This is a genomic window from Catellatospora sp. NPDC049133 (genome assembly GCF_040648455.1).
Taxonomy (GTDB): Bacteria; Actinomycetota; Actinomycetes; order Mycobacteriales; family Micromonosporaceae; genus Catellatospora; species Catellatospora aurea.
On record NZ_JBEZDT010000002.1, the window covers coordinates 121,836 to 146,236 of the forward strand.

General features: G+C 72.3%; 21 protein-coding genes, 1 tRNA gene and 1 pseudogene. 14 read left to right on the plus strand and 9 right to left on the minus strand.

The features are described from left to right. Positions 1-66: 66 nt before the first annotated feature. From AB0B35_RS02805 to AB0B35_RS02815, 3 genes are all read right to left on the minus strand, one after another. On the minus strand, positions 67-762 hold the full coding sequence (locus tag AB0B35_RS02805; protein WP_361040276.1) for a YcnI family protein: 696 nt from the start codon (positions 760-762) through the stop codon (positions 67-69). Positions 763-801: 39 nt separating this feature from the next. After that, on the minus strand, positions 802-2,475 hold the full coding sequence (locus AB0B35_RS02810) for a copper resistance protein CopC (RefSeq protein ID WP_361039890.1): 1,674 nt from the start codon (positions 2,473-2,475) through the stop codon (positions 802-804). A gap of 113 nt (positions 2,476-2,588) precedes the next feature. Further along, on the minus strand, positions 2,589-3,236 hold the full coding sequence (locus tag AB0B35_RS02815) for a hypothetical protein (protein WP_361039893.1): 648 nt from the start codon (positions 3,234-3,236) through the stop codon (positions 2,589-2,591). A gap of 190 nt (positions 3,237-3,426) precedes the next feature. Here AB0B35_RS02815 and AB0B35_RS02820 point away from each other — a divergent pair, with 190 nt between their 5' ends. The 5 genes from AB0B35_RS02820 (at position 3,427) to AB0B35_RS02840 (ending at position 8,522) form a co-directional block, all read left to right on the plus strand. Further along, positions 3,427-4,005, plus strand: a complete 579-nt coding sequence (locus tag AB0B35_RS02820; RefSeq protein ID WP_360522943.1) for a sigma factor-like helix-turn-helix DNA-binding protein — start codon at positions 3,427-3,429, stop codon at positions 4,003-4,005. 30 nt (positions 4,006-4,035) lie between these two features. Next, entirely contained in the window at positions 4,036-4,605 is a 570-nt protein-coding gene (locus AB0B35_RS02825) for a MauE/DoxX family redox-associated membrane protein (protein ID WP_360522489.1), read from the plus strand. 21 nt (positions 4,606-4,626) lie between these two features. Then, positions 4,627-5,355 (plus strand): thioredoxin domain-containing protein, encoded by a 729-nt coding sequence (locus tag AB0B35_RS02830; protein WP_360522486.1) that lies wholly within the window; start codon positions 4,627-4,629, stop codon positions 5,353-5,355. Between the two features lie 15 nt (positions 5,356-5,370). Next, a complete protein-coding gene (locus AB0B35_RS02835; RefSeq protein ID WP_361039895.1) occupies positions 5,371-6,495 on the plus strand; it encodes a hypothetical protein in 1,125 nt (374 codons plus the stop codon). 191 nt (positions 6,496-6,686) lie between these two features. Beyond that, positions 6,687-8,522 carry a hypothetical protein gene (locus tag AB0B35_RS02840; RefSeq protein WP_361039897.1) on the plus strand — a complete coding sequence of 612 codons (1,836 nt, stop codon included), beginning with the start codon at positions 6,687-6,689 and terminating at the stop codon, positions 8,520-8,522. A 25-nt stretch (positions 8,523-8,547) separates the two neighbouring features. Here AB0B35_RS02840 and AB0B35_RS02845 read toward each other — a convergent pair whose 3' ends face one another. From AB0B35_RS02845 to AB0B35_RS02855, 3 genes are read right to left on the minus strand one after another with little or no spacing between them, the layout of a single operon-like run. After that, entirely contained in the window at positions 8,548-9,306 is a 759-nt protein-coding gene (locus AB0B35_RS02845) for an ATP-binding cassette domain-containing protein (RefSeq protein WP_361039900.1), read from the minus strand. Continuing rightward, complete coding sequence (cbiQ, locus tag AB0B35_RS02850; RefSeq protein WP_361039902.1) at positions 9,303-10,073, minus strand: cobalt ECF transporter T component CbiQ; 771 nt, start codon at positions 10,071-10,073, stop codon at positions 9,303-9,305. The genes AB0B35_RS02845 and cbiQ overlap by 4 nt, the downstream gene beginning before the upstream one ends. Positions 10,074-10,075: 2 nt before the next feature. Next, positions 10,076-11,119: an energy-coupling factor ABC transporter permease gene (locus AB0B35_RS02855; protein ID WP_361040278.1), complete on the minus strand. Its 1,044-nt coding sequence runs from the start codon at positions 11,117-11,119 to the stop codon at positions 10,076-10,078. Positions 11,120-11,226: 107 nt separating this feature from the next. On the opposite strand from AB0B35_RS02855, the gene bcp reads away from it, so the two are divergent. Next, entirely contained in the window at positions 11,227-11,703 is a 477-nt protein-coding gene (gene bcp / locus AB0B35_RS02860) for a thioredoxin-dependent thiol peroxidase (protein ID WP_361039904.1), read from the plus strand. Positions 11,704-11,798: 95 nt separating this feature from the next. Next, a tRNA-Leu gene (locus AB0B35_RS02865) sits at positions 11,799-11,871 on the plus strand. Between the two features lie 7 nt (positions 11,872-11,878). Here the strand turns inward: AB0B35_RS02865 and AB0B35_RS02870 are convergent. Next, complete coding sequence (locus AB0B35_RS02870) at positions 11,879-12,232, minus strand: MmcQ/YjbR family DNA-binding protein (protein ID WP_361039907.1); 354 nt, start codon at positions 12,230-12,232, stop codon at positions 11,879-11,881. A 181-nt stretch (positions 12,233-12,413) separates the two neighbouring features. Between AB0B35_RS02870 and AB0B35_RS02875 the strand changes: the two genes are divergently transcribed. Both AB0B35_RS02875 and AB0B35_RS02880 read left to right on the plus strand, forming a co-directional pair. Further along, a complete protein-coding gene (locus tag AB0B35_RS02875; protein WP_361039910.1) occupies positions 12,414-15,521 on the plus strand; it encodes a M14 family zinc carboxypeptidase in 3,108 nt (1,035 codons plus the stop codon). Between the two features lie 86 nt (positions 15,522-15,607). Beyond that, on the plus strand, positions 15,608-16,123 hold the full coding sequence (locus tag AB0B35_RS02880; RefSeq protein WP_361039912.1) for a GNAT family N-acetyltransferase: 516 nt from the start codon (positions 15,608-15,610) through the stop codon (positions 16,121-16,123). Here AB0B35_RS02880 and AB0B35_RS02885 read toward each other — a convergent pair. Together AB0B35_RS02885 and AB0B35_RS02890 are read right to left on the minus strand one after the other, a co-directional pair. Beyond that, complete coding sequence (locus tag AB0B35_RS02885) at positions 16,116-16,955, minus strand: MOSC N-terminal beta barrel domain-containing protein (RefSeq protein WP_361039915.1); 840 nt, start codon at positions 16,953-16,955, stop codon at positions 16,116-16,118. The genes AB0B35_RS02880 and AB0B35_RS02885 overlap by 8 nt on opposite strands. 219 nt (positions 16,956-17,174) lie before the next feature. Then, positions 17,175-18,017 (minus strand): class I SAM-dependent methyltransferase, encoded by an 843-nt coding sequence (locus AB0B35_RS02890; RefSeq protein WP_360522456.1) that lies wholly within the window; start codon positions 18,015-18,017, stop codon positions 17,175-17,177. Positions 18,018-18,140: 123 nt separating this feature from the next. Between AB0B35_RS02890 and AB0B35_RS02895 the strand changes: the two genes are divergently transcribed. The 5 genes and pseudogenes from AB0B35_RS02895 to hutI all read left to right on the plus strand — a co-directional run. Further along, a complete protein-coding gene (locus AB0B35_RS02895; protein ID WP_361040281.1) occupies positions 18,141-18,998 on the plus strand; it encodes a MurR/RpiR family transcriptional regulator in 858 nt (285 codons plus the stop codon). Between the two features lie 12 nt (positions 18,999-19,010). Next, positions 19,011-20,660, plus strand: coding sequence for a urocanate hydratase (gene hutU, locus AB0B35_RS02900; protein WP_361039918.1), 1,650 nt, complete (start codon positions 19,011-19,013; stop codon positions 20,658-20,660). After that, on the plus strand, positions 20,657-21,856 hold the full coding sequence (locus tag AB0B35_RS02905) for an allantoate amidohydrolase (RefSeq protein WP_361039920.1): 1,200 nt from the start codon (positions 20,657-20,659) through the stop codon (positions 21,854-21,856). Before hutU ends, AB0B35_RS02905 begins: the two co-directional genes overlap by 4 nt. Next, entirely contained in the window at positions 21,850-23,232 is a 1,383-nt protein-coding gene (locus AB0B35_RS02910) for a formimidoylglutamate deiminase (RefSeq protein WP_361039923.1), read from the plus strand. The genes AB0B35_RS02905 and AB0B35_RS02910 overlap by 7 nt, the downstream gene beginning before the upstream one ends. Beyond that, positions 23,220-24,335: pseudogene (gene hutI / locus AB0B35_RS02915) on the plus strand (imidazolonepropionase); the annotation flags it as partial. The gene AB0B35_RS02910 and the pseudogene hutI, both read left to right, overlap by 13 nt. Between the last annotated feature and the right edge of the window lie 66 nt (positions 24,336-24,401).

A 24,401-nucleotide genomic window follows, 5' to 3' on the forward strand; every position in this document is an offset into this window, starting at 1 on the left:
CCCGGGACAACGCGGCCGGGCGCCCGGCAGATGCGGGCACCCGGCCGATGACGACCGTGCGGATGACTAGCGCACCGGCTCCTTGCGGGTACGCGCCAGCGCCAGACCGGCGAGGATCAGCGCCAGTACGCCGGCGATCAGGCCCGCCACGCCGAACCAGTCCGTGTCACTGCCCTTGGTGTCGCCGACGGCGAGGGTGTTGTCCGTCGCCGGGGTCGCCGCCGCGCCCGCCGCCGCGGGCAGCAGGATCAGCACCGGGGCCGGGCTCTCCGGCTCCGCGCCGTCGTTGGCCGGCGGCTCGATCCAGCGCACCACCGTGCCGTCGGAGTAGGTCTGCAGCGTCTTGAAGACCATCTTGTCGACCTTGGGCAGCGGGCCCATGGACACCGGGAACTCCTGGAACTGGCCCGGCTTGACCGCCGCGTCGGGCGAGGTGGCGGTCCAGGTCAGCGTGGAGACGACCTCGCTGACCGGGCTGCCGTGCACCTCGATGGGGGTGGTCAGCTTGCGCTTGGCCACGGCGACCGTCCAGCCGGGCACCGGCATCGTGGTGACCGACGCGACCGGGGCGTCCTCCGGCAGGTACACCTCGATCTTGGTGGTGTTCGTGTCGTCGGACTCGTTCGGCACCCGGAACGCCACGCGGGCGTAGCCGCCCTGCACGGCCTCCTTCGGGTTGACCGTGACGTGGGCCGACGCGGGCACGGCGACGGCCAGCAGGCCGAGCACCGTCATCGCGACCACACCGAACCGGCGCGTCATCTTCATGCCTGGACCTTTCGTACGGCTCGGAACCGAGCGCTATGAGATCGGCACCGTCGCGGCGACCGAATCCTGATCGATCTCGGAGAGGCGAAGGGTGAAGCGCAGCTGCCAGTCTCCGGGCGTGGGCAGGGTGACCTGCCCGCTGGCGTGGTTGTCGGTGAGTTTGAGCAGCGGGAACGTGATCGGTTCGATGCCGGCCGAGGGCAGCGCCGCGGTGGCCTTCCACTCCACGACCGGCAGCGGCGAGCCGTCGGCCTTGTACGCGTACAGGTGCACCGCGTTGTCGCCGAGCTTCGCCGGGTCGACCTCCACCTGCAGCGTGTACAGCGAGCTGGTCAGGGTCGAGGAGTAGATGACCGGCTGGGCGGGCAGCTGCGCGGTCTCCTGCGCGGTGCGCGCCGGGGTGGTCTGCGTCAGCGCGCCGGTCACCGCCAGCACGACGGCCGCGATGGCCAGTTCGGTGGTGACGACCCGGCGCAGCGGGCGCGGGTTGTCCGCGGCCCCGTTGTTCGTCCACCGCCGCGCGAAGAAGGCCGCGGCCAGGATCAGGCCGACCAGCACGATCTTGGCGATCATGAGCTGCCCGTACGTCGTGTCGACCAGCGCCTGCGGCGTGCCGATCTGGATCAGCCCGGACACGACGCCGGCCAGCAGCACGGTCGACACGGCCAGCGCCGCCCAGCGCGACCAGATCGGCAGGATCGCGCCCAGCTCGCGGTTGTCGGCCTGGCGCAGCAGGAAGAGGGCGAGCATGAGCAGGCCGCCCAGCCACACCGCCGCACCGGCCAGGTGCAGCGCGTCGACGACCACCGACACCGCGGGCACCGGCGAGGCGGCCGGGTGCCCGGCCAGCGGCCAGGTCAGCGCGGCCCCGGCGGCGACGGCGAGCAGCAGCACCCGGTCCACGATGCCGTCACGCCCGGCCAGCAGCGGGCGCACCAGGAACGCGGCCACCGCCAGCAGCGCCAGTCGCACCAGCAGCGCGATGCCGTACTGGCTGCCCAGCACGTCGCCGAGGTCGCTGCCGGTGACCCCGGTCAGGCTGCTGCCGGTCGAGTACGGGGCCTGCAGGTACAGGCCGGCGAGGGTGACCAGGGCGACCACGCCGAAGCCGGTCCACATGACCCGGCGGGGCCCGCGCTGGCTGAGCCGGGCCGGCCACAGCAGCGTCAGCACCAGCACCGGCCCGACCAGCAGCACCAGTCCGGCGTAGCCGATCGCTTTGGCGATCGCGATCAGGTTGCGGATCGTGGTGTCGACCTTCTCCTCCGGCAGCGCCGTCGGGGTGGCCGAGGGCGCGCCGACCGAGAAGGTGAACCCGCCCGGGATCGGGTGGCTGTCCGCCGAGATCACCCGGTAGCTGACCAGGTAGGTGCCCTTGGGGGCGTCCTCGCGCAGCCCGATGCTCAACACGTTGCCCTCGACCGTGGGCTTGCCGCGGTCGGCCCGCTGCCCGTCCGGCCCGATGATCCGGATCTTGTCGGCGACCGGCGACACCGGCTCGCTGAACGTCAGCGTCACGTCCCGGGGCGCCTCGGGCACCACCGACCCGGCGGGCGGGCTGGTGCGCAGCAGCGCCGCGTGCGCGTACGCCGGGGAGGCGGGCAGCAGCGTCAACGCCAGGAACGCCACCGCGGCCAGCAGCGCCCGCATCCGGCCGCGCCGCGCCCGCCGGCCACGCGCGCCGTGCGCGCCGTGCGCGCTGTCCATGATCGTCGGACTTGCCTGGCATACGTGCGTATCTTGGCCACTCATTCGCACAGGTGCCTGGCAAGTCGAGTGATCATGGGGCGCGGGGGCGCTGCGGGGGGCAGTCATCTGACTCACGGGGCGACCGTAACGGGGCGGGCGGGTTCGCGCGAGGTGGTGGTGCGGCTCAATGCCCAGAGCAGCCCGGCCTGCGCCAGCGCCGCCGCGTGGCCGATCTCGTGGGCCAGCGCGGTCACGCCCTCGGCGACGTCGAACGCGCTGGTCATGATCAGGCAGGCGGCGAGCACGAAGGCCACCGGCACGAACGCGCGGGCCCGGTCCGGCCGCCAGGCGGCCAGCGCGAAGCCGACCGCGAGCGCGATGTCGAACGAGGCCGCCTCCCGGCCGGTGTGCAGGTCGCCGCCGCCCGCGAACAGCGCCGGCAGCGCCAGCAGGACCTGGACGACGGCGGTCGCACCGAGCGCGATCCGCAGGATCTGCCGCCGCCCCTGCGCCTGCCGCCGGGCGGCCGACGCCGCGCCGTGCCGCTCGGCCGCGACCGCGGCCAGGATCGGCGCGGTCAGGTCGGGCACCGCCACCGCCTGCACCCGCACCGCGCGGGTGAGCTGCTCGGCGGCCCGCGACCAGGTGCGGCAGTCCGCGCAGGCGGCCAGGTGCCGGTCGAGCACGTCCGCCGCGAGCCCGGCCTGCGCGGCCCAGGCGTCGGCCTCGCCGTCCAGCCGCGCGGACAGCCCGACGCGCACCTCGTCGCAGTTCGTCATGGGCGGGTAGTCGCCGCGCGGGTCCGTTCAGTTCCCGCCGGTGTCCCAGGACACGCGTGCCGTCACCGCCCGGAGTGGGGCCGGACGGCGGTTAGGCTTGCTCCCCGTGCCCCCCGTGCCCCGAGACGACACGCTCGCGGACGACGGTGTCCCCGTCGCCCGTGATGGCGGGCGCGCGGAACCGGCCCCGATGATCGAGCTGCCGCTCGCCGCGGCCCAGGCGCGGCAGGCGGATTCCGCCGTCGACCCGGCCACCGAGTGGGCGCTGGCCGCCCGCACCGGCGACCCGGTGGCGCAGGCCGCGTTCGTGCGGTCCACCCAGGCCGAGGTGTGGCGGTTCGTGGCCGCCCTGGTCGACCCGGGCAGCGCGGACGACCTCACTCAGGAGACGTATCTGCGGGCGTTCCGGGCGCTGCCCGCGTTCGAGGGGCGCTCGACGGTGCGCACCTGGCTGCTCGGCATCGCCCGGCGGACCTGCGCCGACCATCTGCGTACGGTGGTAAGGCAGCGCCGGCTGGGCGTCCGCCTGGCCGCACAGGTGCTGGTCAGCGGGCCGCATCCGGACCCGGCGGGCCAGGTCGGGGCGGCGCAGCTGCTCGACCGGCTGTCCCCGGAGCGCCGGGAGGCGTTCGTGCTGACCCAGCTGCTGGGGCTGTCGTACGAGCAGGCGGCCGCGGTGCAGGAGGTGCCGGTCGGCACGATCCGGTCCCGGGTCGCGCGTGCCCGCGCCGAACTGGTGGACGACGTCGTTAGCGCCTTAGCCGCCTGAGGCGGCGCGCGGGGGCGAAGGAGGAGAACGATGGACGAGCGCACCGGCTGGAGCAGGGCCCAGCCGTGGGTGAGCCTGCTGGTCAGGCTCGGTCTGGCCGGGATCTTCCTGGTCGCGGGCGGGCTCAAGGTCACCGACCTGGCCGCCAACGGCCGCGCCGTGAACGCGTACCAGATCATGTCGTACGACGCCGCGATGGTAGTCGGCGCGATCCAGCCCTTCGTGGAGATCGTCGTCGGCCTGCTGCTGCTGGTGGGCCTCGCCACCCGGCTGGCCGCGTGGCTGTCGGCGGGCATGATGGTCGCCTTCATCGCGGGCATCAGCTCGGCCTGGGCCCGCGGCCTGAACATCGACTGCGGGTGCTTCAGCAAGGGCGGCCAGCTGCCGCCCGGGGTGACGCCCAACTATCTTCCGGAGATCTTCCGGGATGTGGCCTTCCTCGCGATGGCCATCTTTTTGATCATCTACCCGGTCAGCCGTTTCTCCCTCGACGCACGACTGGACCGACCGTTCTCCGCCGGACTCCCGGCGGATGACGACGTGCTGGAGGAAGAAAGTGAATCGAGCGAGCACACCGCGCCCCGCCGCGAACGGGCCTGACCGCGCCGGGCGGGTGAGCGCATGAGCAGCCGGAAGGACCAGAACGCGGCTGCCCGGATGGTGCGGGACCAGATCGCCAAGGAGCAGCGCCGCAAGCGCACCATGTGGATCTCCATCGCCGCGGTGTCGGCGCTGGTCATCGCCGGTCTGATCGGCTGGGGCATCTACGCGGGCTCCAAGACGACGGACTACACCGCCCCTCGGGGCGCCAACGCCGCCGGCAACGGCATCGTCACCGGCAGCGGGCCGGTCGTCGTCGACGAGTACGTCGACTACCTCTGCCCGCACTGCAAGAGCTTCCACGACGAGGCCGCCGCCTCGATCGCGCAGCTCGCCGCCGACGGCAAGATCACCCTGGTGACGCACCCGGTGGCGTACCTCGACGGCGCGTCCACCAACCGGTACTCGACGCGCTCGTCGGCCGCCGCGGGCTGCGCCGCCGAGTACGGCAAGTTCACCGAGTTCTCGGACGTGCTGTTCGACAACCAGCCCGCCGAGGGCGGGGCCGGGCCCACCGACGACGATCTGATCGTGCTCGGCCGGCAGGCCGGGCTCGGCGACGACTTCGCCCAGTGCGTACGCGACAAGCGCTTCCTCACCTGGACCAACCACGTCAGCGAGGAGGCCGGCCGGGCCGGGGTCACCGGCACCCCGACCGTCCTGGTCAACGGCAAGCCCACCCAGGCGAGCGCGGCGCAGATCGCCGCCGCGGTCGCCGCCGCCGGCGGAGCCACCCCGTCGGCGAGCTGACCTGAGCAGGAGCAGATGACACCCCTCACGGCACGGCGGGTGGGCGCGGTCCTCGGGACCGCGCTCACCCTGCTGTTCACCCTCGCCTCCCCCGCCGCCGCGCACGGGGCCGACGCCCCCGACGCCACCAACTACCGCACCGTCATCACCGGCGCGCCCGACCTGCCCGGCCTCGAAGTGATCACGATCGAGGCGGGCGCGCGGCTGCAGCTGACCAACCACAGCGGCAAGCCGGTCGAGGTCCTGGGCTACAGCAACGAGCCCTACCTGGAGGTACGCCCCGACGGGGTGTACGAGAACATCCACTCCCCGGCCACGTACCTCAACATCACCATCGCGCACGTCGACCCGCCCGCGCACGCCGACCCGACGGTGCCGCCGGAGTGGCGCAAGGTCAGCGACGAGCCGGTGTACCGCTGGCACGACCAGCGCGCCATCTGGACCGAGCCGGCAGAGCCACCCGCCGTGGCCGCCGCGCCGGACCAGCCGCACCGCATTCGCGAGTGGACCGTGCCGATGCGCACCGAGGTGACCCCGTTGCAGGTCACCGGCGTGCTCGACTGGGTGCCGCCGCCGAACCCGACGACGTGGTGGATCGCCGCCGTCGCCGGTGCGCTGGCCGTCGCCCTGCTCGGCCTGGTCCGCGGCCGCCCTCGCGCGATCACCGTCGTGCTCTCCGCCGCCGCGATCGCCGCCGGGGTGCTCGCGCTCGCGTACGCGGTAGGGCGCGAGATCGACGCGGGCAACCACACCCTCGGCCCGATCCTGCTGGAACTGCTCACGGTGCAGCTGTGGGCCGTGGTCAGCGCGCTGGCCGCGATCGCCGCCGGGGCGTACTCGCTGTCCCGCCGGGCCGCGGGCGACTTCGCGCTGGCGCTCGGCGCGGCCGCGGTCGGGCTGTTCGCGGGCATGGTCAACGCGGCGGTGTTCCATCGCTCGATCGCCCCGATCCCGTGGGGCGACACCACGGCCCGGGTCATCGTCGCCACCGTGATCGCCCTCGGCGTGGGTGTCGCCGCGGCCGGCATGCTCCGCCTGCGCGGCACCACCTCCGGCAGCGCGGCAGACCCGGCTCACGGCGCGGTGCCGACCGACGTCAGCCCGCCGGCGGCCGGCACCAATCCGGCAGCGCCCGCCTGACCCCGGGTGGCGGATCGCCGCCTGATCCCCGGTCAATCTGAGGTCAGCTTTTCGGTCGGCTATCCCCCCGAACAGGAATCGGGGACAGCGACAACGTTACGAGCGCGTTAAGTTGCGCCCTCAGCAGTCGACCTGGGGGTAGTTGCATGCAGCTCATGCTGTGCTGGTTTGCCCATGTCGCGGTGTCCGATGTGGCGCGATCGCAGCGTGCGGCCCGGTTCACGCAGGCGCTCGACGGGCTCGTGCCGGCATCGTGGACGCGACACGACTTCGGTGGCGAGGACTGGGGCGTCACCGTCCTGCACCCTGCCGACCGGGGAGCATTCCGGTGGCCCTCGGTGGAGACCGCCGGTCCGGTCACCGCGGTCTCCCTCGGCATCCCCGTCGGGGTCGACGCCGACGGCGGCGCGGCGGCGCTGGCCAAGCGGCTGCTGGCCGCCGAGGACGTGCACCGTGCCGTGGTGCCGCCGTTCGGCCTGCTGGCGCTCGACACCGACCGGTTCAGTCTGCAGCAGGACTGGCTCGGCATGGCCCGGGTGTTCACCGGCACCGCCGACGGGGTCACCGCCTACTGCACCCGGCCGGGACTGCTCGCCACGTTCCTGCACGGGACGCCGCGGCCTGACCTGGCCGGCTGGACCTCGTACACCGTCTGCGGGCACTTCGGCGGGGACCTGTCCCCGGTGGCCGGGACCCGGCAGCTGCGCCCAGGCGAGCGGGCGACCGGGCGACGCCTTCCCGGCGGTGGCTGGCGCCTGGACAGCGAGCTCCGGTACGCGGTCGACGACGTGGTCGCCGAAGGGCTCGCCGGCCAGGACCGCCCCGTCGCGGAGCAGCTCGACCGAGCCGCCGACGCGCTCACCCGCGTCGCCGCCGGCGTGCCCCGGCTCTACGCCGACCAGATCACCCTCGGCCTGTCCGGCGGCAAGGACTCCCGCCTGATCGCCGCCACGCTGGTCGCGGCCGATCGTCTTCCCCGCTTCCTCACCTACCAGGACACCGCGGCCGAGGGGCGGGTGGCGCAGCAGCTGGTGCAGCTGCTGCGCGACCGGCGCGGCCTCGATCCCGAACACGTGCTCCGGTTTGCCGGGGCCCCTGCGAAGGTACTGAACACCGGCCTGCGCGAGCGCGCCCGATACCTGCGCGACCGCTACGACCACCAGTTTCCGTCCAGCTACCTGACCCGGCCGGCCGACTCACCGCTGCCGCCCGAGCGGATGAGCCCCGCCACGTACACCGGCGCGGCCGGCGAACTGGCCGTCGGCTACTGGTATCCGGCGGCCGCCGGACCGACGGTCACGCCCCGGCAGGCGGGCATGGGCAAGCTGCTCGCCGGCGCACCCGCGGCGGCCATCGCGCCGGCCGTGTTCGCCGCCGAACGCGACCGGATCGAAGGCATCTTCCAGCACGCCGAGGCGAGGGGCGTACGCGGGCTGCACCTGCTCGACTACCTCTACCTCGTGGAACGGATGCGCCGCTGGTCCACCTCCGCGTACACCACCGGCATGATCACTCCATTCCTGGCGCCGGGCTTCGTCGCCACCACGTTCGCGCTGACCCCGGAACAGAAGCGCGAGCGGCTGCTGCACACCGGCATCATCGCCCGGCTGGTGCCGGAGTGGGCGGACGTGCCCTTCGTCAGCCTCCACACCGGGCGGTCCACGGCCACCCGCGTCTGGGAGGGCGACGGCGTGGCGGCGGTGAGCGACCTCCTGGACACCGCGGACGGCACGCTCGCCGGGCTCATGCACAAACCGGCAGTCGAGAAGGCGCTGCGCAGCACAAGGCTGGGTGGTCGCCCGGACGCGCGCATCCTGCAGCAGTTCACCACGCTGGCGGTCGCCGCCGAGCACCTGGAGCCGGAGACCACGCTCCCGGCCACCGGCAGCACCTACGCCCGGGTCACCGCGCGGCCGGCGGCGTTCGGGCCCGAGAGCGCCCCGGTGCGCCTGCTGCGCCGGATCCGGCACACCAGGTTCGGCAACCGCGTCTGGACCACGGTCCGCCAGCAGGTGCGCGGGCGCTGACGCCCGGTGGCGGGTCCCGGTGGCGTCAGGCCACCGGGACCGCGAATCCGTACGGCAGTTCCAGCCGGTGCCGGGCCAGCAGTTCGGTGTCGGACAGCAGCTCGCGGGTCGGCCCGTCCGCCACGATCCGGCCGCCGTCCAGGATCACCGAGCGCGGGCACAGCTGCAGCGCGTACGGCAGGTCGTGGGTGACCATCAGCAGCGTCACGTCCAGCCCCAGCACGATCTCGGCCAGCTCGCGCCGCGCCTGCGGGTCCAGGTTGGACGACGGCTCGTCCATGACCAGCAGGTCGGGCCGCATCGCCAGCACCGTGGCGACGGCGACCCGCCGCCGCTGGCCCAGCGACAGGTGATGCGGAGCCCGGTCCTTGACGTCGCCCATGCCGACCGCGGCCAGCGCCTCGTCGACCCGCGCCACCAGTTCCACCCCGCGCAGACCCAGGTTGGCCGGGCCGAACGCCACGTCCTCGCCGACGGTCGGCAGGAACAACTGGTCGTCGGGGTCCTGGAAGACCAGGCCGACACGGCGGCGGATCTCGGCCAGGCCGGGCCGGTCCTTCGGGTCGACGGTGCGGTCGCCGACCGACACCGAGCCGGACGAGCCGGTCAGGCCGGACGCCGGCAGGATGCCGTTGAGGTGCAGCACCAGCGTCGTCTTGCCCGCGCCGTTCGGGCCGAGCAGGGCGACCCGCTCGCCGGGCTCGATGCGCAGGCTCACGCCGTGCAGCGCCTGGTGGCCGTCGGGGTAGGCGTATCGCACGTCGTCGAGCAGCAGCGCGGTCATAGGAGGAACCTATCCGCCAGGAGCACCACGACGGCGAGCGCGGGCACCACGGCCCCGATCGCCCACTGCCGCGCGGTGGCCCGGGTGTGCTCCTGCAGCGCCGCGGGCAGCCGCCCCGTGTAGCCGCGCGAGCGCATGGCCAGGAAGACCCGCTCGCCGCGTTCGAACGCGCGCAGGAACAGCGTGCCGAGCCCGGCCGCGAAGCCGCGCACCTGCCACAGGAAACGCGGGTCGTCGAGCCGGGACAGCCGGGCGATGCGCATGCGCCGCGCCTCGTCGGCGAGCACGTCCAGGTAGCGCAGCATGAACAGGGCGATCTGGGTGATCGCCTGCGGGGTGCGCAGCCGGTCCAGGCCGATCAGCACGTCGCGGGCCGGGGTGGTGCCCGCCAGCAGCAGCGCGATGAGCACGCCGAGCGTGCCCTTGACCAGGATGTTCCAGCCGGCCCACAGGCCTTCGACGGCCACCGACAGCCCGAGCACGTCGGTGCGGGGGCCCGCCGCGAAGAACGGCAGCAGCACCGCGGTCGCCACGAAGGGCAGCTCGATGAGGCTGCGCCGGGCCAGCCACCCGGCGGGGATCCGCGCCAGCACCGCGAGCACCGCGACGATCACCGCGTACGCCCCGAAGGCCGGCAGTAGCTCGCGCGGCGTCGCCACCACCACGACGGTGAACAGCACCGACGCGGCGATCTTGACCTCGGGCGCGAAGTGGTGCACGGACGAATGCCCGTGCACGTACATCGGATGGGTGTGCCCCGCGCCCACGGCTACTTCTCCGCGGCCACGGCGGTCGGGGCCTGCTCGGCCGCAGCGTGCCGGCGGCGGCGCACGGCCCAGAAGATCGCCAGGCCGATCGCGAAGGTCAGCGCGACGCCGATGAGCCCGGCTAGACCGGTCGCGTTGTCCAGGCCCTTGATGCCGTAGTCGGCGAGGAACGAGCCGCCCAGCTCATGGTCCTGTGCCTGCTGCGCGATGCAGCTGCCGCCGGTGATCACCCCGTCGGCGTCGACGGTGCAGCCGGTGAGGGTGGTCGCGTCGAGACCGTCCGGGGAGCCCGACGCCAGGTAGCTGACACCGCCGGCCAGCGCCGCGGCGACGGCCAGGCCACCGATCACGAAGACCCTGGTGGGTACGCCGCCGGTCGCGGGCTGCTCCAGGCGGGAGCCACGCAGCGCGTACACCAGATCGGGTCGCACCTTGGCCACCGTGGTGACGGCGGCCGCCGCGATGAGGCCCTCGCCGATGCCGATCAGCGCGTGCACACCGGCCATGGTCGCCGAGATCTGCCCGTAGCCGATGGTCAGCGGCACCTCGCCGCCGAGCGCGAACTGCAGCACGAAGCCCTGCGAGGCGAGCACCACCGAGACGATCGAGGCCAGGAACACGGCCAGGCCGACGCCCGCGGCGGTGCGCGGGAGCAGCTTCATCAGCGCGACCAGCACCAGGTAGCCGACGGCGGTGCCGAGCAGCGCCATGTTGGAGATGTTGAGGCCCAGCGCGCTGATGCCGCCGTCGGCGAAGACCAGCGCCTGCACGATCAGGACCACCGAGACGCACAGCGCGCCGACCCACGGGCCGACCAGCGCCGCGGCCAGCGCGCCGCCGAGCAGGTGCCCGCTGACGCCGGGCAGCACCGGGAAGTTGAGCATCTGCACCGCGAAGATGAACGCGGCCACCAGGCCGGCCATGGGGGCCAGCCGGTCGTTGAGGTCCTGGCGCGCGCGGCCCAGGCAGAGTGCCAGCAGCCCCACGGCGACCACGCCGTACGCCAGCGAGACGGGCCCGCCGATGATGCCGTTGGAGATGTGCATCGCGATATTCACTCAGCCAGCCTAGGGTTGTTGCAAAAGACTTGCAATAAGCTGCGTCGGTCCTGCCCTCACCTGCGCAGGCAGACGGCACGGATAGGGTGGCCGGTGTGACGGAGAACGTACGACTCGCCCCCGGCGACGCCGCCCCCGACTTCAGCCTGCCGACCGCCGACGGCGGCACGCTCCACCTGTCCGACCTGCGTGGCAAGAAGGTCGTCCTGTACGCCTACCCGGCCGCGATGACCCCCGGCTGCACTACCCAGGCCTGCGACTTCCGCGACTCGCTCGCCTCGCTCACCGCCAAGGGGTACGCCGTCGTCGGCATCTCCCCCGACGCGCCCGCGAAGCTGGCCAAGTTCGTCGAGCGCGACGCGATCACGTTCCCGCTCGTCAGCGACCAGGACAAGGCCGTGCTCACCAGCTACGGCGCGTTCGGCGAGAAGAAGAACTACGGCAAGGTCGTGCAGGGCGTCATCCGGTCCACCTTCGTCATCGACGAGAAGGGCCAGATCGAGCACGCCTTCTACAACGTCAAGGCCACCGGTCACGTCGCCAAGCTCCGCCGCGACCTGAAGATCGACTGAAACCGCCCCGGGGCACGCGCGAGATGTGGCGTGCCCCTGGGTCACGACTGCCGCCACCGATGAGCGAGAATGGCTCGGGCACATCAGATGCCCCTGGGGCCGTAGCCCAACGGCAGAGGCACGCGGTTTAGGTCCGCGCCAGTGCGGGTTCGAATCCCGCCGGCCCTACTCACCTTCACTTCAGCCCGAGCGTGCGCAGGTGTTCGGCGGCGACGCGCTTCGGGACGCACATGCGCCAGGCATCGGTGATCAGCTCGTGCAGCTCGTCGGAGTCGAGCGCGGCCATCCGGGCCTCGACCCAGTGGTAGCGCAGGTCGGACGCCCGGGGCAGGAAGTACTTGTCCGGCTCGGCCGCCACCAGCGCGTCGCGCGCCTCCTTCGGATAGCCGAAGCCCAGCTCCGTCTCGTCGGCTGACAGGGCTGCGAACACGATCCGCCCCACCCGGAACTTGACCCGGTCGCGCACCAATGCCTCGTACGCCCGGGGTAGCGACAACGCGACCTGCCGCACCTGTTCCGCCGTGACCATCCGCGCCTCCCGTGCCGCCGGTCGCGGCACCTCTAGCCTGGGCCAGGCGCCGCGTCCACCAGTCTGCCCCTCACCGGTGACATTCCCGACCACACGGCCGGGAAAGGGCCTGTTCTATTGACACATTTAACGGTGTTCCGAAAGGCTCCTTGCGCGAGTCCTTCGACACCCTGGAGGGGCAGTGAGGAAACTTCGAGTCGTGGCGGTGTGCCTCGGCATGGTCGGCGCGATCGCGCTGGTCGTGCCGGCTAGCGCGAAACCCGTCGGTGACGGCGATCGGGCCAGGAACCCGCTCGACGTGTACGTGGGCGAGCTGGATCAGAGCCAGCTGGAACAGTTCCGCAAGCTCGGCATCGACAACGAGGAGTTGCGGACGGCGCCGCTGCCCGGCGGCAAGGTGAAGGTCGAGGCGGTGCTCTCCGAAGTGGAGGCGTCACGGCTGGCCGGTCGCGGTGTGCCGCTGTCGGTGAAGATGATCCGGGGCCAGAAGGCCTCGGACGCGCTGCGCAAGCAGACGCTGGCGGGCAACGTGGTGTACCGGCCGTACAGCGGGCCCGGCGGCCTGCGCGAGGAGCTGGAGAAGATCGCGGCGCAGTACCCGTCGATCACCAAGCTGCTGACGATCGGGCACACGGTGCAGGGCAAGCCGATCAAGGGCATCAAGCTGAGCCTGGGCGCGCGCGTGCTGCCCGACGGGCTCAAGCCGTCGGTGGTCTACAACGGGGCCCAGCACGCCCGCGAGTGGATCACACCGGAGATGGTGCGCCGGCTGCTGCACCACTACCTCGACGGCTACGGCACGAACGCCGAGCTGACCAACCTGATCAAGACGCGTGAGCTGTACTTCTTCCCGGTGGTCAACCCGGACGGCTACGACTTCACGTTCACCGAGGGCAACCGGTTGTGGCGCAAGAACCTGCGGGACAACAACGGCGACGGGCAGATCACGGCGGGCGACGGCGTGGACCCGAACCGCAACTACGCCTTCAAGTGGGGTTACGACAACGAGGGTTCCTCACCTGACCCGTCCAGTGAGACCTACCGGGGCAGCGGCCCCAACTCGGAGCCGGAGAGCAAGGCGCTCGACTCGTTCTTCAAGCGGGTGCGCCCGGACTTCTACGTCAACTACCACTCGGCCGCGGAGCTGCTGCTCTACGGCACGGGCTGGCAGGTCAGCACACCCACCCCGGACGACACCATCTACCAGGCGCTGGCCGGCGACGACGCGAACCCGGCGGTGCCCGGCTACGACCCGGACATCTCGGCCGAGCTGTACACCACCAACGGCGACGTCGACTCGCACATGCAGGCCAAGTACGGCACGCTCGGCTTCACGCCCGAGATGACCACCTGCGAGACGGTGTCGAACTCCATTCCGGACGACGAGTGGCTGGCCGAGGACTGCGCCAGCGGCTTCAACTTCCCGGACGACGAGGAGCTGATCCAGGCGGAGTTCGCCAAGAACATCCCGTTCGCGCTGTCGCTGGCGAAGTCCGCGGCGCGGCCGGACGACCCGGTGTCCGTGCTGGGCCACGTCACCCCGCACTTCGTGACCGACAGCTTCGACGTGTCGTACGGCCGCAGCCAGGCGGTCGCCGCGACGATCCGCCGGACGCTGAAGAACGTCAAGGTGAACTGGAAGATCAACGGTGGCGCGACGAAGTCCGGCTCGGTGAAGGAGTGGAAGGGCGGCGAGCGCTACGGCGACGAGAACGACGACTTCTACGCCGAGTTCCGCGGCACGGTGACCGGGCAGAAGCCCGGTGACCAGGTCGAGGTGTGGTTCAGCGGGTTCTCCGTGACACCGGGCCGCTCCGGCGCGGTGACCGGCGACCACTTCACCTACCGGGTGCACGACGACGTCGGCGGCAAGGTGCTGATCCTCGCCGCGGAGGACGTGACGGGCATCAGCCCGGCCCAGGGCGTGACCACGGCGAAGTACGCCGCGGACTACGCCGCGTCGCTGACCGCGGCCGGCTACTCCAGCGACGTGTACGACTTCGACGTGATGGGCCGCAAGGCGCCGCACCACCTGGGCGTGCTGTCGCACTACAAGGCGATCGTCTGGGAGACCGGCGACGACATCATCCTGCGGTCGACCGGGCAGCCCGGCGGCACCTCGGCGAAGGCCGCGCTGGACATCGAACTGGCCGTGCGCGACTACCTGAACGAGGGCGGCAAGCTGCTGCTCACGGGCCAGAACGCGCTGTTCGCGCAGTCGGCGGACGGGGCGTACTTCTACCACCCGGACGCGCCGGCGCAGCCGGAGTGCACCGTGCGGGCGTACCCGTGTCTGCCGCTGCTGAACGACTTCATGCAGTACTACCTCGGGGCGTACACCTACGTCAGTGACGGCGGCACCGACCCGGACGGCGAGCCGTACGACGTCGGCGGCGGGACGGGCGCGTTCAGCGGGTTCTCGGGCACGCTCAACGAAGCCGGCTCGGCGGGCAACCAGACGCACAGCGCGTCGTTCCTGACCACGTCGAGCTTCCTGCCCCCGGCACAGTTCCCGCAGTTCAACAGCTCGTCCCCGGTGGACTGGCTGCGCCCGGGAGCGGCTCCGTTCGATCCGCGCACCGGTGACTGGTACCTCTACAGCGACCGGTCGGACGTGTCGTACAAGCGGCTGTCCCGGACCGTGGACCTGACCGGGAAGTCCTCGGGCGAGCTGCGGTTCTGGTCGTCGTACGACACCGAGCCGAACTGGGACTTCATGTTCGTGGAGGTCCACCCGGTCGGCTCGGACACCTGGACCACGCTGCCGGACACCACCGGGCACAGCACCCAGGAGACCGGTGACAGCTGCGCGAGCGGCTGGGCCACCCTGCACCCGTTCCTGGCGCACTACCAGACGGCGGACTGCGCGCCGACCGGCACGACGGGCGCGTGGCACGCGCTGACCGGTCCCTCCGGGGGCTGGACGGAGCTCGCCTACGACCTGACCCCGTACGCGGGCCAGCAGATCGAGATCTCGATCTCGTATGCGTCCGACTGGGGCACGCAGGGCCTCGGCGTGTTCCTCGACGACGTGACGGTCAGCGCCGACGGCGCGCCGCTCACGACGACCTCGTTCGAGGACGGTCTCGGCGGCTTCACCGTCGCCGCCCCGCCGGACGGCTCGTCGGGCGGCAGCAACACCTGGGTGCGCAGCCAGCAGGCGTTCGAGGAGGGTTCGATCGTGATCACCCGTGACACGGTCTTCACCGGATTCGGCGCCGAGGGCCTGACCCCGGCGGAGCGCGACGACCTGGTCAAGCGCTCGATGAAGCACCTGCTCGGGTACTGAGTGCAAGGAAGGGCACCTTCTACAACGCATGCGTTGTGGAAGGTGCCCTTCCTTCTGCTCGGGGCGGGCTTCTTAAGATCAGGATCATGCGGTTTGAGCTGGACCCTGAGCTGACGGACGTCGTACGTGAGCAGATCATCACGCTGTGGACCGACGCGTCGAACGCGGGCGGCTCGATCGGCTTCGTGGGGCAGGTGACCCGCGACGACGTCGCGCCGGTGGCGCGGGCGGCGTTCGACGGGATCGCGGCCGGGATCGACCGGCTGCTGCTCGGCTACGACGAGGACGGCGTGGTCGCGGCGATGCTGATCCTGGTGAGTCAGCGGTTCGCGCTGAGCGAGCACTGGCGCACGCTGGGCCGGGTCATGGTGCACCCGCGCCGCCAGGGCCGCGGCGAGGGCGCGGCGCTGATGCGCGAAGGCGAGCGGATCGGCCGCGAGATGGGGCTGGCTGGCCTGCACATCACGGTGCGCGGCGGCATGGGCCTGGAGCGCTTCTACGGGCCGCTGGGCTACCGGGAGGTCGGCAGGCTGCCGGGCGCGCTGCGGGTGGCCCCCGGTGACGACCGCGACGAGGTCCTCATGTGGCTCGACCTCAACTGAGCTCGGTGCGGAAGCGGTCCAGCAGCTCGACCTCGTCGCCGACCCCGATCTCACCGAACGTGTCGGGGATCAGGTTGGAGCCGAACAGCAACTGCTGGCCGACGTTGCGGTGACGGGCCAGGGTGCGCAGCGGTTCGCGGCCGCGTTCGCCGCTCTCCTGGTCGGTGGTGGTGACCACGCAGCGACCGCACGGCTTGGCGACCCGGAACACGAGCGTGCCGATCCGCAGCCGCCGGCCCAGCCACTCGTCCTCGGCGAACGGCGGCGCGCCGTCGACCACCACGTTGGGCCGGAACCTGGCCATCGGCAGCGGGCCCTCGTCGGAGCCCGACTCGGCGATCCAGTCGTTGAGCCGGTCCAGCGAGGCGGTGTTGGTCAACAGCAGCGGGAAGCCGTCGGCGAAGGAGACCCGGTCGGTGGGTACGGCGTAGTCGGGGTCGACCGGTCGGCGGTTCGCCGGGTCGTCCATCCAGACCAGCCGCACGTCGCGGCCGAGTTCCTTGCTGAGCAGCGCGTCGGCGTCGGGGCCGGCCGCGGTCGCGGTCATCGTGACGCGCCCCCACAGCGTGGCGGTCACCACCGGGTCGGGCGACGGCTGGGCGACCAGCAGCGGCTCGCCGCCGGGGAAGGACAGTTCCAGACCGCTACCCATCGGCACGGCGCGCAGCAGGGCGAGCCGAGCGATGTCACGCTGCGTGACCTGCGCCCCGTCCGGGTCGATGATCATCCAGCGGCGATCGCCGGCCAGACCCCAGGGCTCGACGGTCGCCCGCTGGTGATCGATCCGGCGGCAGCCCTTGATCGGGTACGTGTGCAGCGCGCTCACTCGCATGACGCGACGTTATCAGCGCCCTCGCCCTGAGCGGCCCCACGCGACCAGCGTCCCGCCACCCCCCGGATTCGGGCCGCGTCGCGCCCCGGGTGCACGGCAGCTCAGCCGGGCGGATCCGGGAAAGATCGCCGTCTGCGGTCAAAACCTGCGGTGCAGCCGCAGATCATGACCGGAAACAGCGATCTTCGCTCAGCTGCCGTGGGACCGGCCGGGCGCGGCTCAGCGCCAGGCCGCGCCGATGCCGTCGCCCGGGTACCAGTGCTCCTTCGGCTGCTCGCGGAAGGCCAGGAAGCGGCGGCCGGTCTTCTCCGCGTGCTTGAGCAGCACGGTGGTGATGGTGACGTTGTCGGTGAGCAGCAGCGCCCGCTCGGACAGGTGCGGCTCGACGGCGGTGAACTCGCGCTGCTCGTGCCCGGCGCTGTGGTCGCTGTCGTGCAGGAACATGTCGACCGGGCGGTCCAGGGCGTTCAGCGTCGCGATGGAGTCGCCGATGACCAGGTCCACGACGCCGGCCCAGGGCTCCGCCTTGGCCAGGTAGCCGGCCTCGGGGTTGATGTCCAGGGAGGTGACCCGGCCCGGGTGCCCCTCGGCGGCATTGCGCAGCAGGGCGGCGGCCAGCACGCAGGTGCCCAGGCCCTTGTCCACACCCGTCTCCACCACGTGCCGCGGCTTGCGGGCCCGGACCAGGGCATACCAGCCGACCCGGCGGGCGTAGCGCACCTGCTTGTCGGCCAGGCCCCGGCGGGCGGAACGGGCGGTGGTCTGCTCGATGTGCGTGCGCAGCGCCGTGTCGGACTCGATCTCGGCCATCCAGCCGCGCACGTCGGCGACGGGGGCCTCGGCGACGATGCTGACGAACCAGGCGAGGTGCTCGCGGTTCAGCGGCGTCAGGTCATAGGTGTAGTTGTGGTGCTCGCGGGAGGTCACCAGCCAGCGCGCGGACTGGCGGATCACCTTGGCGTCGTGCTTGGCGACCCTGGCCAGACGCTTGGGCAGGGCGGCCAGCGGGGCCAGCGCGGTGCGCGACACGGCCCGCCTGATCCGGGTCTTGCGGTCGGGCATGGGGCGCACCTTCCACCGGCGAACATGAATTCGTGTGCGAGTTCTATCATGTCCGGCCGCCTCGCGGACAGACCCGAGATTGTCGCTGAATGAAATTTTGCATACAGTGTCGTCGTGAATGTGGTGCCAACAACCGATGCGCCGACCGGGGCTGCGGCTGACGTGCGCTCGCTCGTGCAGGGCGCCCGGCTGACGCCCACCCAGCGGCGTATCGCCCGCGAACTCGTGCACCACGCCGACACCGTCGCCTACCTGTCCGCCGCCGAGGTCGCCGAGCTGGCACAGGTCAGCCAGCCGTCGGTGACCCGCTTCGCGATGGCGCTGGGCTTCGACGGCTACCCGGCGCTGCGCCGTCGGCTGCGCGAGCTGACCGCGGGGCCGCGCACCGCCACCGCACCGAACGGCGACAACGACCTGCAGCGCGCCGTACGCGACGAGATGGCCAACCTGAACCGCCTCGCCGACCACCTCGCCGACCCGGCCGCCGTGCACGCCGCGGCGGGGCTGCTGGCCGCCAGCCGCCCGCTGCCCGTGGTCGGGCTGCGCGCCGCCGCCCCGCTCGCCGGCTACTTCGGCTACTTCGCCGCCAAGATCCACCCCGAGGTGCGGGTGCTGGACACCGGCGGCAGCCTGCTCGCCGAACGGCTCGAACAGGCCGCCGACTCCGGCGCGCGGGCCGTGCTGGCGTACGCGCTGCCGCGATACCCCCGGGAGCTGCGCGACGCCCTCACCGAGGCCCGCAACCTGGGCCTGAAGATCGTCGTGGTGACCGACTCCCCGGTCAGCCCGGCCACCGATCTCGCCGACGTGACGCTCACCGCCGCGGTCGGCTCCCAGCTCGTGTTCGACCTGCACACCGCCCCCATGGTGCTGACCATGGTGCTGCTGCAGGCCATCAGCGACGTCGACCCGGCGGCCACCCAGCGCCGGCTCGAACACTTCGAGAGCTCGGCCACCCGCCGCAGCGTCTTCATGGAATAGGCAGGGGAAACGATGGAGCAGATCATCCGTGCCGCTACCGGCACCACCCGCACCGCACTGGGCTGGCCCCAGGAGGCGGCGATCCGGATGCTGTGCAACAACCTCGACCCGGACGTCGCCGAGCGCCCCCAGGACCTGGTGGTGTACGGCGGCACCGGCAAGGCGGCCCGCGACTGGCCCAGCTTCCACGCGCTGATCCGTACCCTGACCACGCTCAAGGACGACGAGACCATGCTCGTCCAGTCGGGCCGCCCGGTCGGCGTGTTCCGCACCCACGAGTGGGCCCCGCGCGTGCTGCTGGCCAACTCCAACCTGGTTGGCGACTGGGCCACCTGGCCCGAGTTCCGCCGCCTGGAGCAGCTCGGCCTGACCATGTACGGCCAGATGACCGCCGGCTCCTGGATCTACATCGGCACCCAGGGCATCCTGCAGGGCACCTACGAGACGTTCGCGGCCGTCGCGGCCAAGAAGTTCGACGGGACCCTGGCCGGGACGCTGACGCTGACCGGCGGCTGCGGCGGCATGGGTGGCGCGCAGCCACTGGCCGTCACCATGAACGGCGGCGCGTGCCTGATCGTCGACGTCGACAAGACCCGCCTGGACCGCCGGGTGCAGACCCGCTACCTCGACGTGGTCGCCGACTCCCTCGACCACGGCATCGAGCTGGCCCTGGCCGCCAAGCGCGACCGGCGGCCGCTGTCCGTCGGCGTCGTCGGCAACGCCGCCACGATCTTCCCCGAGCTGCTGCGCCGCGGCGTCGCCATCGACATCGTGACCGACCAGACCAGCGCCCACGACCCGCTGTCGTACCTGCCCGAGGGCGTCTCCATGGAGCAGTGGCAGACGTTCGCGGCCGACAAGCCGGAGGAGTTCACCGAGCGGGCCCGCGCCAGCATGGCCAAGCACGTCGAGGCCATGGTCGGCTTCCTGGACGCGGGCGCCGAGGTGTTCGACTACGGCAACTCGATCCGCGGCGAAGCCCAGCTCGGCGGGTACGACCGCGCGTTCGCGTTCCCGGGCTTCGTGCCCGCGTACATCCGGCCGCTGTTCGAGGAGGGCAAGGGACCCTTCCGGTGGGCCGCGCTGTCCGGCGACCCGGCCGACATCGCCGCCACCGACAAGGCCGTGCTCGACCTGTTCCCCGAGAACGAGTCGCTGTCGCGCTGGATCAAAATGGCGCAGGAGAAGGTCGCCTTCCAGGGCCTGCCCGCCCGCATCTGCTGGCTCGGCTACGGCGAGCGCGACAAGGCCGGCGTCCGGTTCAACGAGATGGTCGCCGACGGCACGCTGAAGGCCCCGATCGTCATCGGCCGCGACCACCTCGACTGCGGCAGCGTCGCGTCGCCGTACCGGGAGACCGAGGCGATGCTCGACGGCTCCGACGCGATCGCCGACTGGCCGCTGCTCAACGCCCTGGTCAACACCGCCTCCGGCGCCTCGTGGGTGTCCATCCACCACGGCGGCGGTGTCGGCATCGGCCGCTCCATCCACGCCGGGCAGGTCACCGTCGCCGACGGCACCGCCCTGGCCGCCCAGAAGATCGAGCGCGTCCTCACCAACGACCCCGGCATGGGCGTCATCCGCCACGTCGACGCCGGCTACGACCACGCCGCCTCGGTCGCCACCGACCGCGGCGTCCGCATCCCGATGCGTGAGTCATGAGCGCTTTCGGGGAGTTGTGGGCGCAGCTGGCGCCGGTGGGGCGGGACGCAGGCTCCGGCGGTTACCTGCGCTACGCGTTCGGGCCGGCCGAGACGACCCTGCGGAGCTGGTTCGTCGAGCAGGCCAAGGCGCGGGACCTGGTGGTCGAGCAGGACGGCAACGGCAACATCTTCGCGTGGTGGGGTGATCCCGCCGCGGGGGACGCCGTGCTGACCGGCTCGCATCTGGACTCGGTGCCGCACGGCGGGGCGTACGACGGGCCGCTCGGTGTGGTCAGCGCCCTGCTCGCGGTCGACGAGCTGCGGGCCCGGGGCGTGACCCCGGCCCGCCCGATCGGCATCGCGGTCTTCGCGGAGGAGGAGGGTTCCCGGTTCGGGCTCGCCTGCCTCGGCTCGCGCCTGCTCGCGGGCCTGGTCGACCCGGCCGCCGCGGCGGCGCTGACCGACCGCGACGGCGTCACCCTCGACACGGCCATGCGCGAGGCGCTCGGCTCCGGCCCGGCCGGGGCCCGGCCGGAGCTGCTGGGCCGGATCGGCTGCTACGTCGAGCTGCACGTCGAGCAGGGCCGCGCCCTGGTGGACCTGGACCGCCCGGTCGCCGTGGCCAGCGCGATCTGGCCGCACGGCCGCTGGCGGCTGGACTTCACCGGCGAGGCCAACCACGCCGGCACCACGCTCATGGCCGACCGCCGCGACCCGATGCTGACCTTCGCCGCCACCGTGCTCGCCGCCAACGACGAGGCCCGCCGCCTCGGCGCGCACGCCACCATCGGCCGCGTCCAGGTCTACCCGAACGCCACCAACGCCATCCCCGGCAAGGTCAGCGCCTGGCTCGACGCCCGCGCCGACTCCCCCGACACGATGGAGCAGGTCGTCGCCGGCGTCCACCTGCACGCCCAGCACCGCGCCCTGGCCGACGGCACCAAGGTCACCCTGACCGCCGAGTCGGTCTCCCCCGAGACCGAATTCCACACCGGCCTACGCGACCGCCTGGCAAAACTCCTCGACGACGCCCCCATCCTGCCCACCGGCGCAGGCCACGACGCGGGCGTCCTCAGCGCCTTCGTCCCCACCGCGATGCTCTTCGTCCGCAACCCGACCGGCATCTCCCACTCCCCCGCCGAACACGCCCCCGACGCCGACTGCGAATCCGGCATCCAAGCCCTCGCAGACGCCCTCCAGGACCTCGCGTGCTGATCCACTGCCAGTACGCCTGGCTCCCCACCGGCATCTCCCCGGACGTTGTCCTGGAGATCCGCGAAAACCGCCTGACCCGCATCACCCGCCTCCAAGATCGCGATGATCTTGCGCAAACTGGTGCTGATACTCCCGATTCGGGTGTGTCGCACCCCCACGTCACGCAAGATCGTCACGATCTTGGCGGGGGTGGGTTGGTGTATCGGGTTGGGTTGACGATGGCGGGGTTCGCCAATGCGCACTCCCACGCGTTTCATCGGGCCCTGCGGGGGCGGACTCATGCCGACCGGGGGTCGTTCTGGACCTGGCGGGAGCAGATGTACCGGGTCGCCGCGGCGCTCGATCCGGACTCGTATTACCGGCTGGCGCGGGGCGTTTACGGGGAGATGGCGCTGGGCGGGATCACGTCGGTGGGCGAGTTCCACTACCTGCATCACGGGCCGGACGGGACGCCCTACGGCGACCCGAACGCGATGAGTCACGCACTGATCGCGGCGGCGCAGGACGCGGGGCTGCGGATCACACTGCTGGACACGCTCTACCTGACCGCGTCCGTGGACGGCAAGCCTCTGGAGGGGCCGCAACTGCGGTTCGGGGACGGGGACGCGCTGCGGTGGGCGGATCGGGTGGACGCGCTGCCCGACGCGCCTCATGTGGTGGTCGGGGCGGCGATCCACTCGGTGCGGGCGGTGCCGCTGACGCAGATGGCGACCGTGGCGGCGTGGGCGGCGGGGCGGCCGCTGCACGCGCACGTGTCCGAGCAGCGGGCCGAGAACGAGGCGTGCCTGGCCGAGCACGGGCGTACGCCGACCGAGGTGCTCGCGGACTTCGGGGCGGTGCACGAGACGTTCACGGCGGTGCACGCCACCCATCTGACGCACTCGGACATGGCGCTGCTGTCCGACTCGTACGCCTGCTTCTGCCCGACGACGGAGCGCGATCTCGGCGACGGCATCGGCCCGGCGCGTGCCCTGGCCGACGCGGGCACCCGGCTGACCTTGGGCAGCGACAGCCACGCGGTCATAGACTTCTTCGAGGAGTCACGGGCCCTGGAGCTGCACGAACGCCTCGCCACCGAGCGGCGCGGCCACTTCACCGCGGCGGAGTTGCGGGCTGCGGCGACGGCGACCGGGCACACCAGCCTGGGCTGGCCCGACGCCGGGCGGATCGAGGTCGGGGCACGTGCCGACCTGGTGACCGTGGCCCTGGACAGCCCGCGCACCGCGGGGATCGACCCCGAGGGCGTGCTGTTCGCGGCGAGCGCCGCCGACGTCACCCACGTGCTGGCCGACGGCCGGGAGATCGTCCGGGACGGGCGGCATGTCGCCGTCGACGTGGCCCGCGAGCTGCAGGAGGCGATCACGTGTCTCTTCTGATCACCAACATCGGCGAGCTGACCACGAACGATCCCGAGCTGGGCCTGCGGCGGGACGCGGCGATGGTGGTCGGCGAGCGGGTCGAGTGGGTCGGCCCGGCCTCGGCCGCGCCCGCCGCCGACGAGCGCCTCGACGTGCGCGGGGCGGCGGTGCTGCCCGGCTTCGTGGACAGCCACAGCCACCTGGTGTTCGCCGGGGACCGCGCGCCGGAGTTCGCGGCGCGCATGGCCGGGGAGCCGTACACCGGCGGCGGCATCCGTACGACGGTCGCCGCGACCCGCGCCGCCACCGACGACGAGCTGCGCGCCAACGTGGCCCGCCTGGTCGGCGAGGCGCTGCGGCAGGGCACCACCACCATCGAGATCAAGAGTGGGTACGGCCTCAGCACCGTCGACGAGGCCCGCTCGGTCCGCATCGCCCGCGAGTTCACCGACGAGGTCACCTTCCTCGGCGCGCACGTCAAGCCCGCCGACTCCCCCGACGGCTACGTGGACCTGGTCACCGGCCCGATGCTGGACGCCTGCGCGCCGTACGCGGGCTGGGTCGACGTGTTCTGCGAACGCGGCGCGTTCGACGTCGAGGAGTCGCGCCGGGTCCTCAAGGCGGGCATCGCCGCCGGGCTGCGCCCCCGCATCCACGCCAACCAGCTCACCATGGGCGGCGGCGTGCGGCTCGCCGTCGAACTCGACTGCGCCAGCGCCGACCACTGCACCCACCTGTCCGACGCCGACGTCGACGCCCTCGCGCACTCGAACACCGTCGCGACGCTGCTCCCCGGCGCGGAGTTCTCGACGCGCTCGCCCTACCCCGACGCGCGCCGCCTGCTCGCCGCCGGAGTCACCGTCGCGCTGGCCTCGGACTGCAACCCCGGCTCCTCGTACACCTCATCCATGCCCTTCTGCATCGCCCTGGCGGTGCGGGACATGTTCATGACCCCCACCGAGGCCGTCTGGGCCGCCACCGCAGGCGGCGCCCGCGCCCTGCGCCGCCCCGACCTCGGCCACCTCGGTATCGGCGCGTCCGCGGACCTGATCGTCCTCGACGCCCCCTCTCACCTGCACCTGGCCTACCGGCCCGGCGTGCCGCTGATCCGCTCCGTAGCAAGGAAGGGCACCTTGCAATCGCTATGCGTAGCGGAAGGGCACCTTCTTAACGCTTCGGGGCCGCAC

Excerpts from the sequence above, each read along its gene's own strand:
- AB0B35_RS02805 (WP_361040276.1), bottom strand. The coding sequence starts at position 762 with ATGACGCGCCGGTTCGGTGTGGTCGCGATGACGGTGCTCGGCCTGCTG.
- AB0B35_RS02810 (WP_361039890.1), bottom strand. The coding sequence starts at position 2,475 with ATGGACAGCGCGCACGGCGCGCACGGCGCGCGTGGCCGGCGGGCGCGG.
- AB0B35_RS02815 (WP_361039893.1), bottom strand. The coding sequence starts at position 3,236 with ATGACGAACTGCGACGAGGTGCGCGTCGGGCTGTCCGCGCGGCTGGAC.
- AB0B35_RS02820 (WP_360522943.1), top strand. The coding sequence starts at position 3,427 with ATGATCGAGCTGCCGCTCGCCGCGGCCCAGGCGCGGCAGGCGGATTCC.
- AB0B35_RS02825 (WP_360522489.1), top strand. The coding sequence starts at position 4,036 with ATGGACGAGCGCACCGGCTGGAGCAGGGCCCAGCCGTGGGTGAGCCTG.
- AB0B35_RS02830 (WP_360522486.1), top strand. The coding sequence starts at position 4,627 with ATGAGCAGCCGGAAGGACCAGAACGCGGCTGCCCGGATGGTGCGGGAC.
- AB0B35_RS02835 (WP_361039895.1), top strand. The coding sequence starts at position 5,371 with ATGACACCCCTCACGGCACGGCGGGTGGGCGCGGTCCTCGGGACCGCG.
- AB0B35_RS02845 (WP_361039900.1), bottom strand. The coding sequence starts at position 9,306 with ATGACCGCGCTGCTGCTCGACGACGTGCGATACGCCTACCCCGACGGC.
- AB0B35_RS02855 (WP_361040278.1), bottom strand. The coding sequence starts at position 11,119 with ATGCACATCTCCAACGGCATCATCGGCGGGCCCGTCTCGCTGGCGTAC.
- AB0B35_RS02870 (WP_361039907.1), bottom strand. The coding sequence starts at position 12,232 with ATGGTCACGGCGGAACAGGTGCGGCAGGTCGCGTTGTCGCTACCCCGG.
- AB0B35_RS02880 (WP_361039912.1), top strand. The coding sequence starts at position 15,608 with ATGCGGTTTGAGCTGGACCCTGAGCTGACGGACGTCGTACGTGAGCAG.
- AB0B35_RS02885 (WP_361039915.1), bottom strand. The coding sequence starts at position 16,955 with ATGCGAGTGAGCGCGCTGCACACGTACCCGATCAAGGGCTGCCGCCGG.
- AB0B35_RS02890 (WP_360522456.1), bottom strand. The coding sequence starts at position 18,017 with ATGCCCGACCGCAAGACCCGGATCAGGCGGGCCGTGTCGCGCACCGCG.
- hutU (WP_361039918.1), top strand. The coding sequence starts at position 19,011 with ATGGAGCAGATCATCCGTGCCGCTACCGGCACCACCCGCACCGCACTG.
- AB0B35_RS02905 (WP_361039920.1), top strand. The coding sequence starts at position 20,657 with ATGAGCGCTTTCGGGGAGTTGTGGGCGCAGCTGGCGCCGGTGGGGCGG.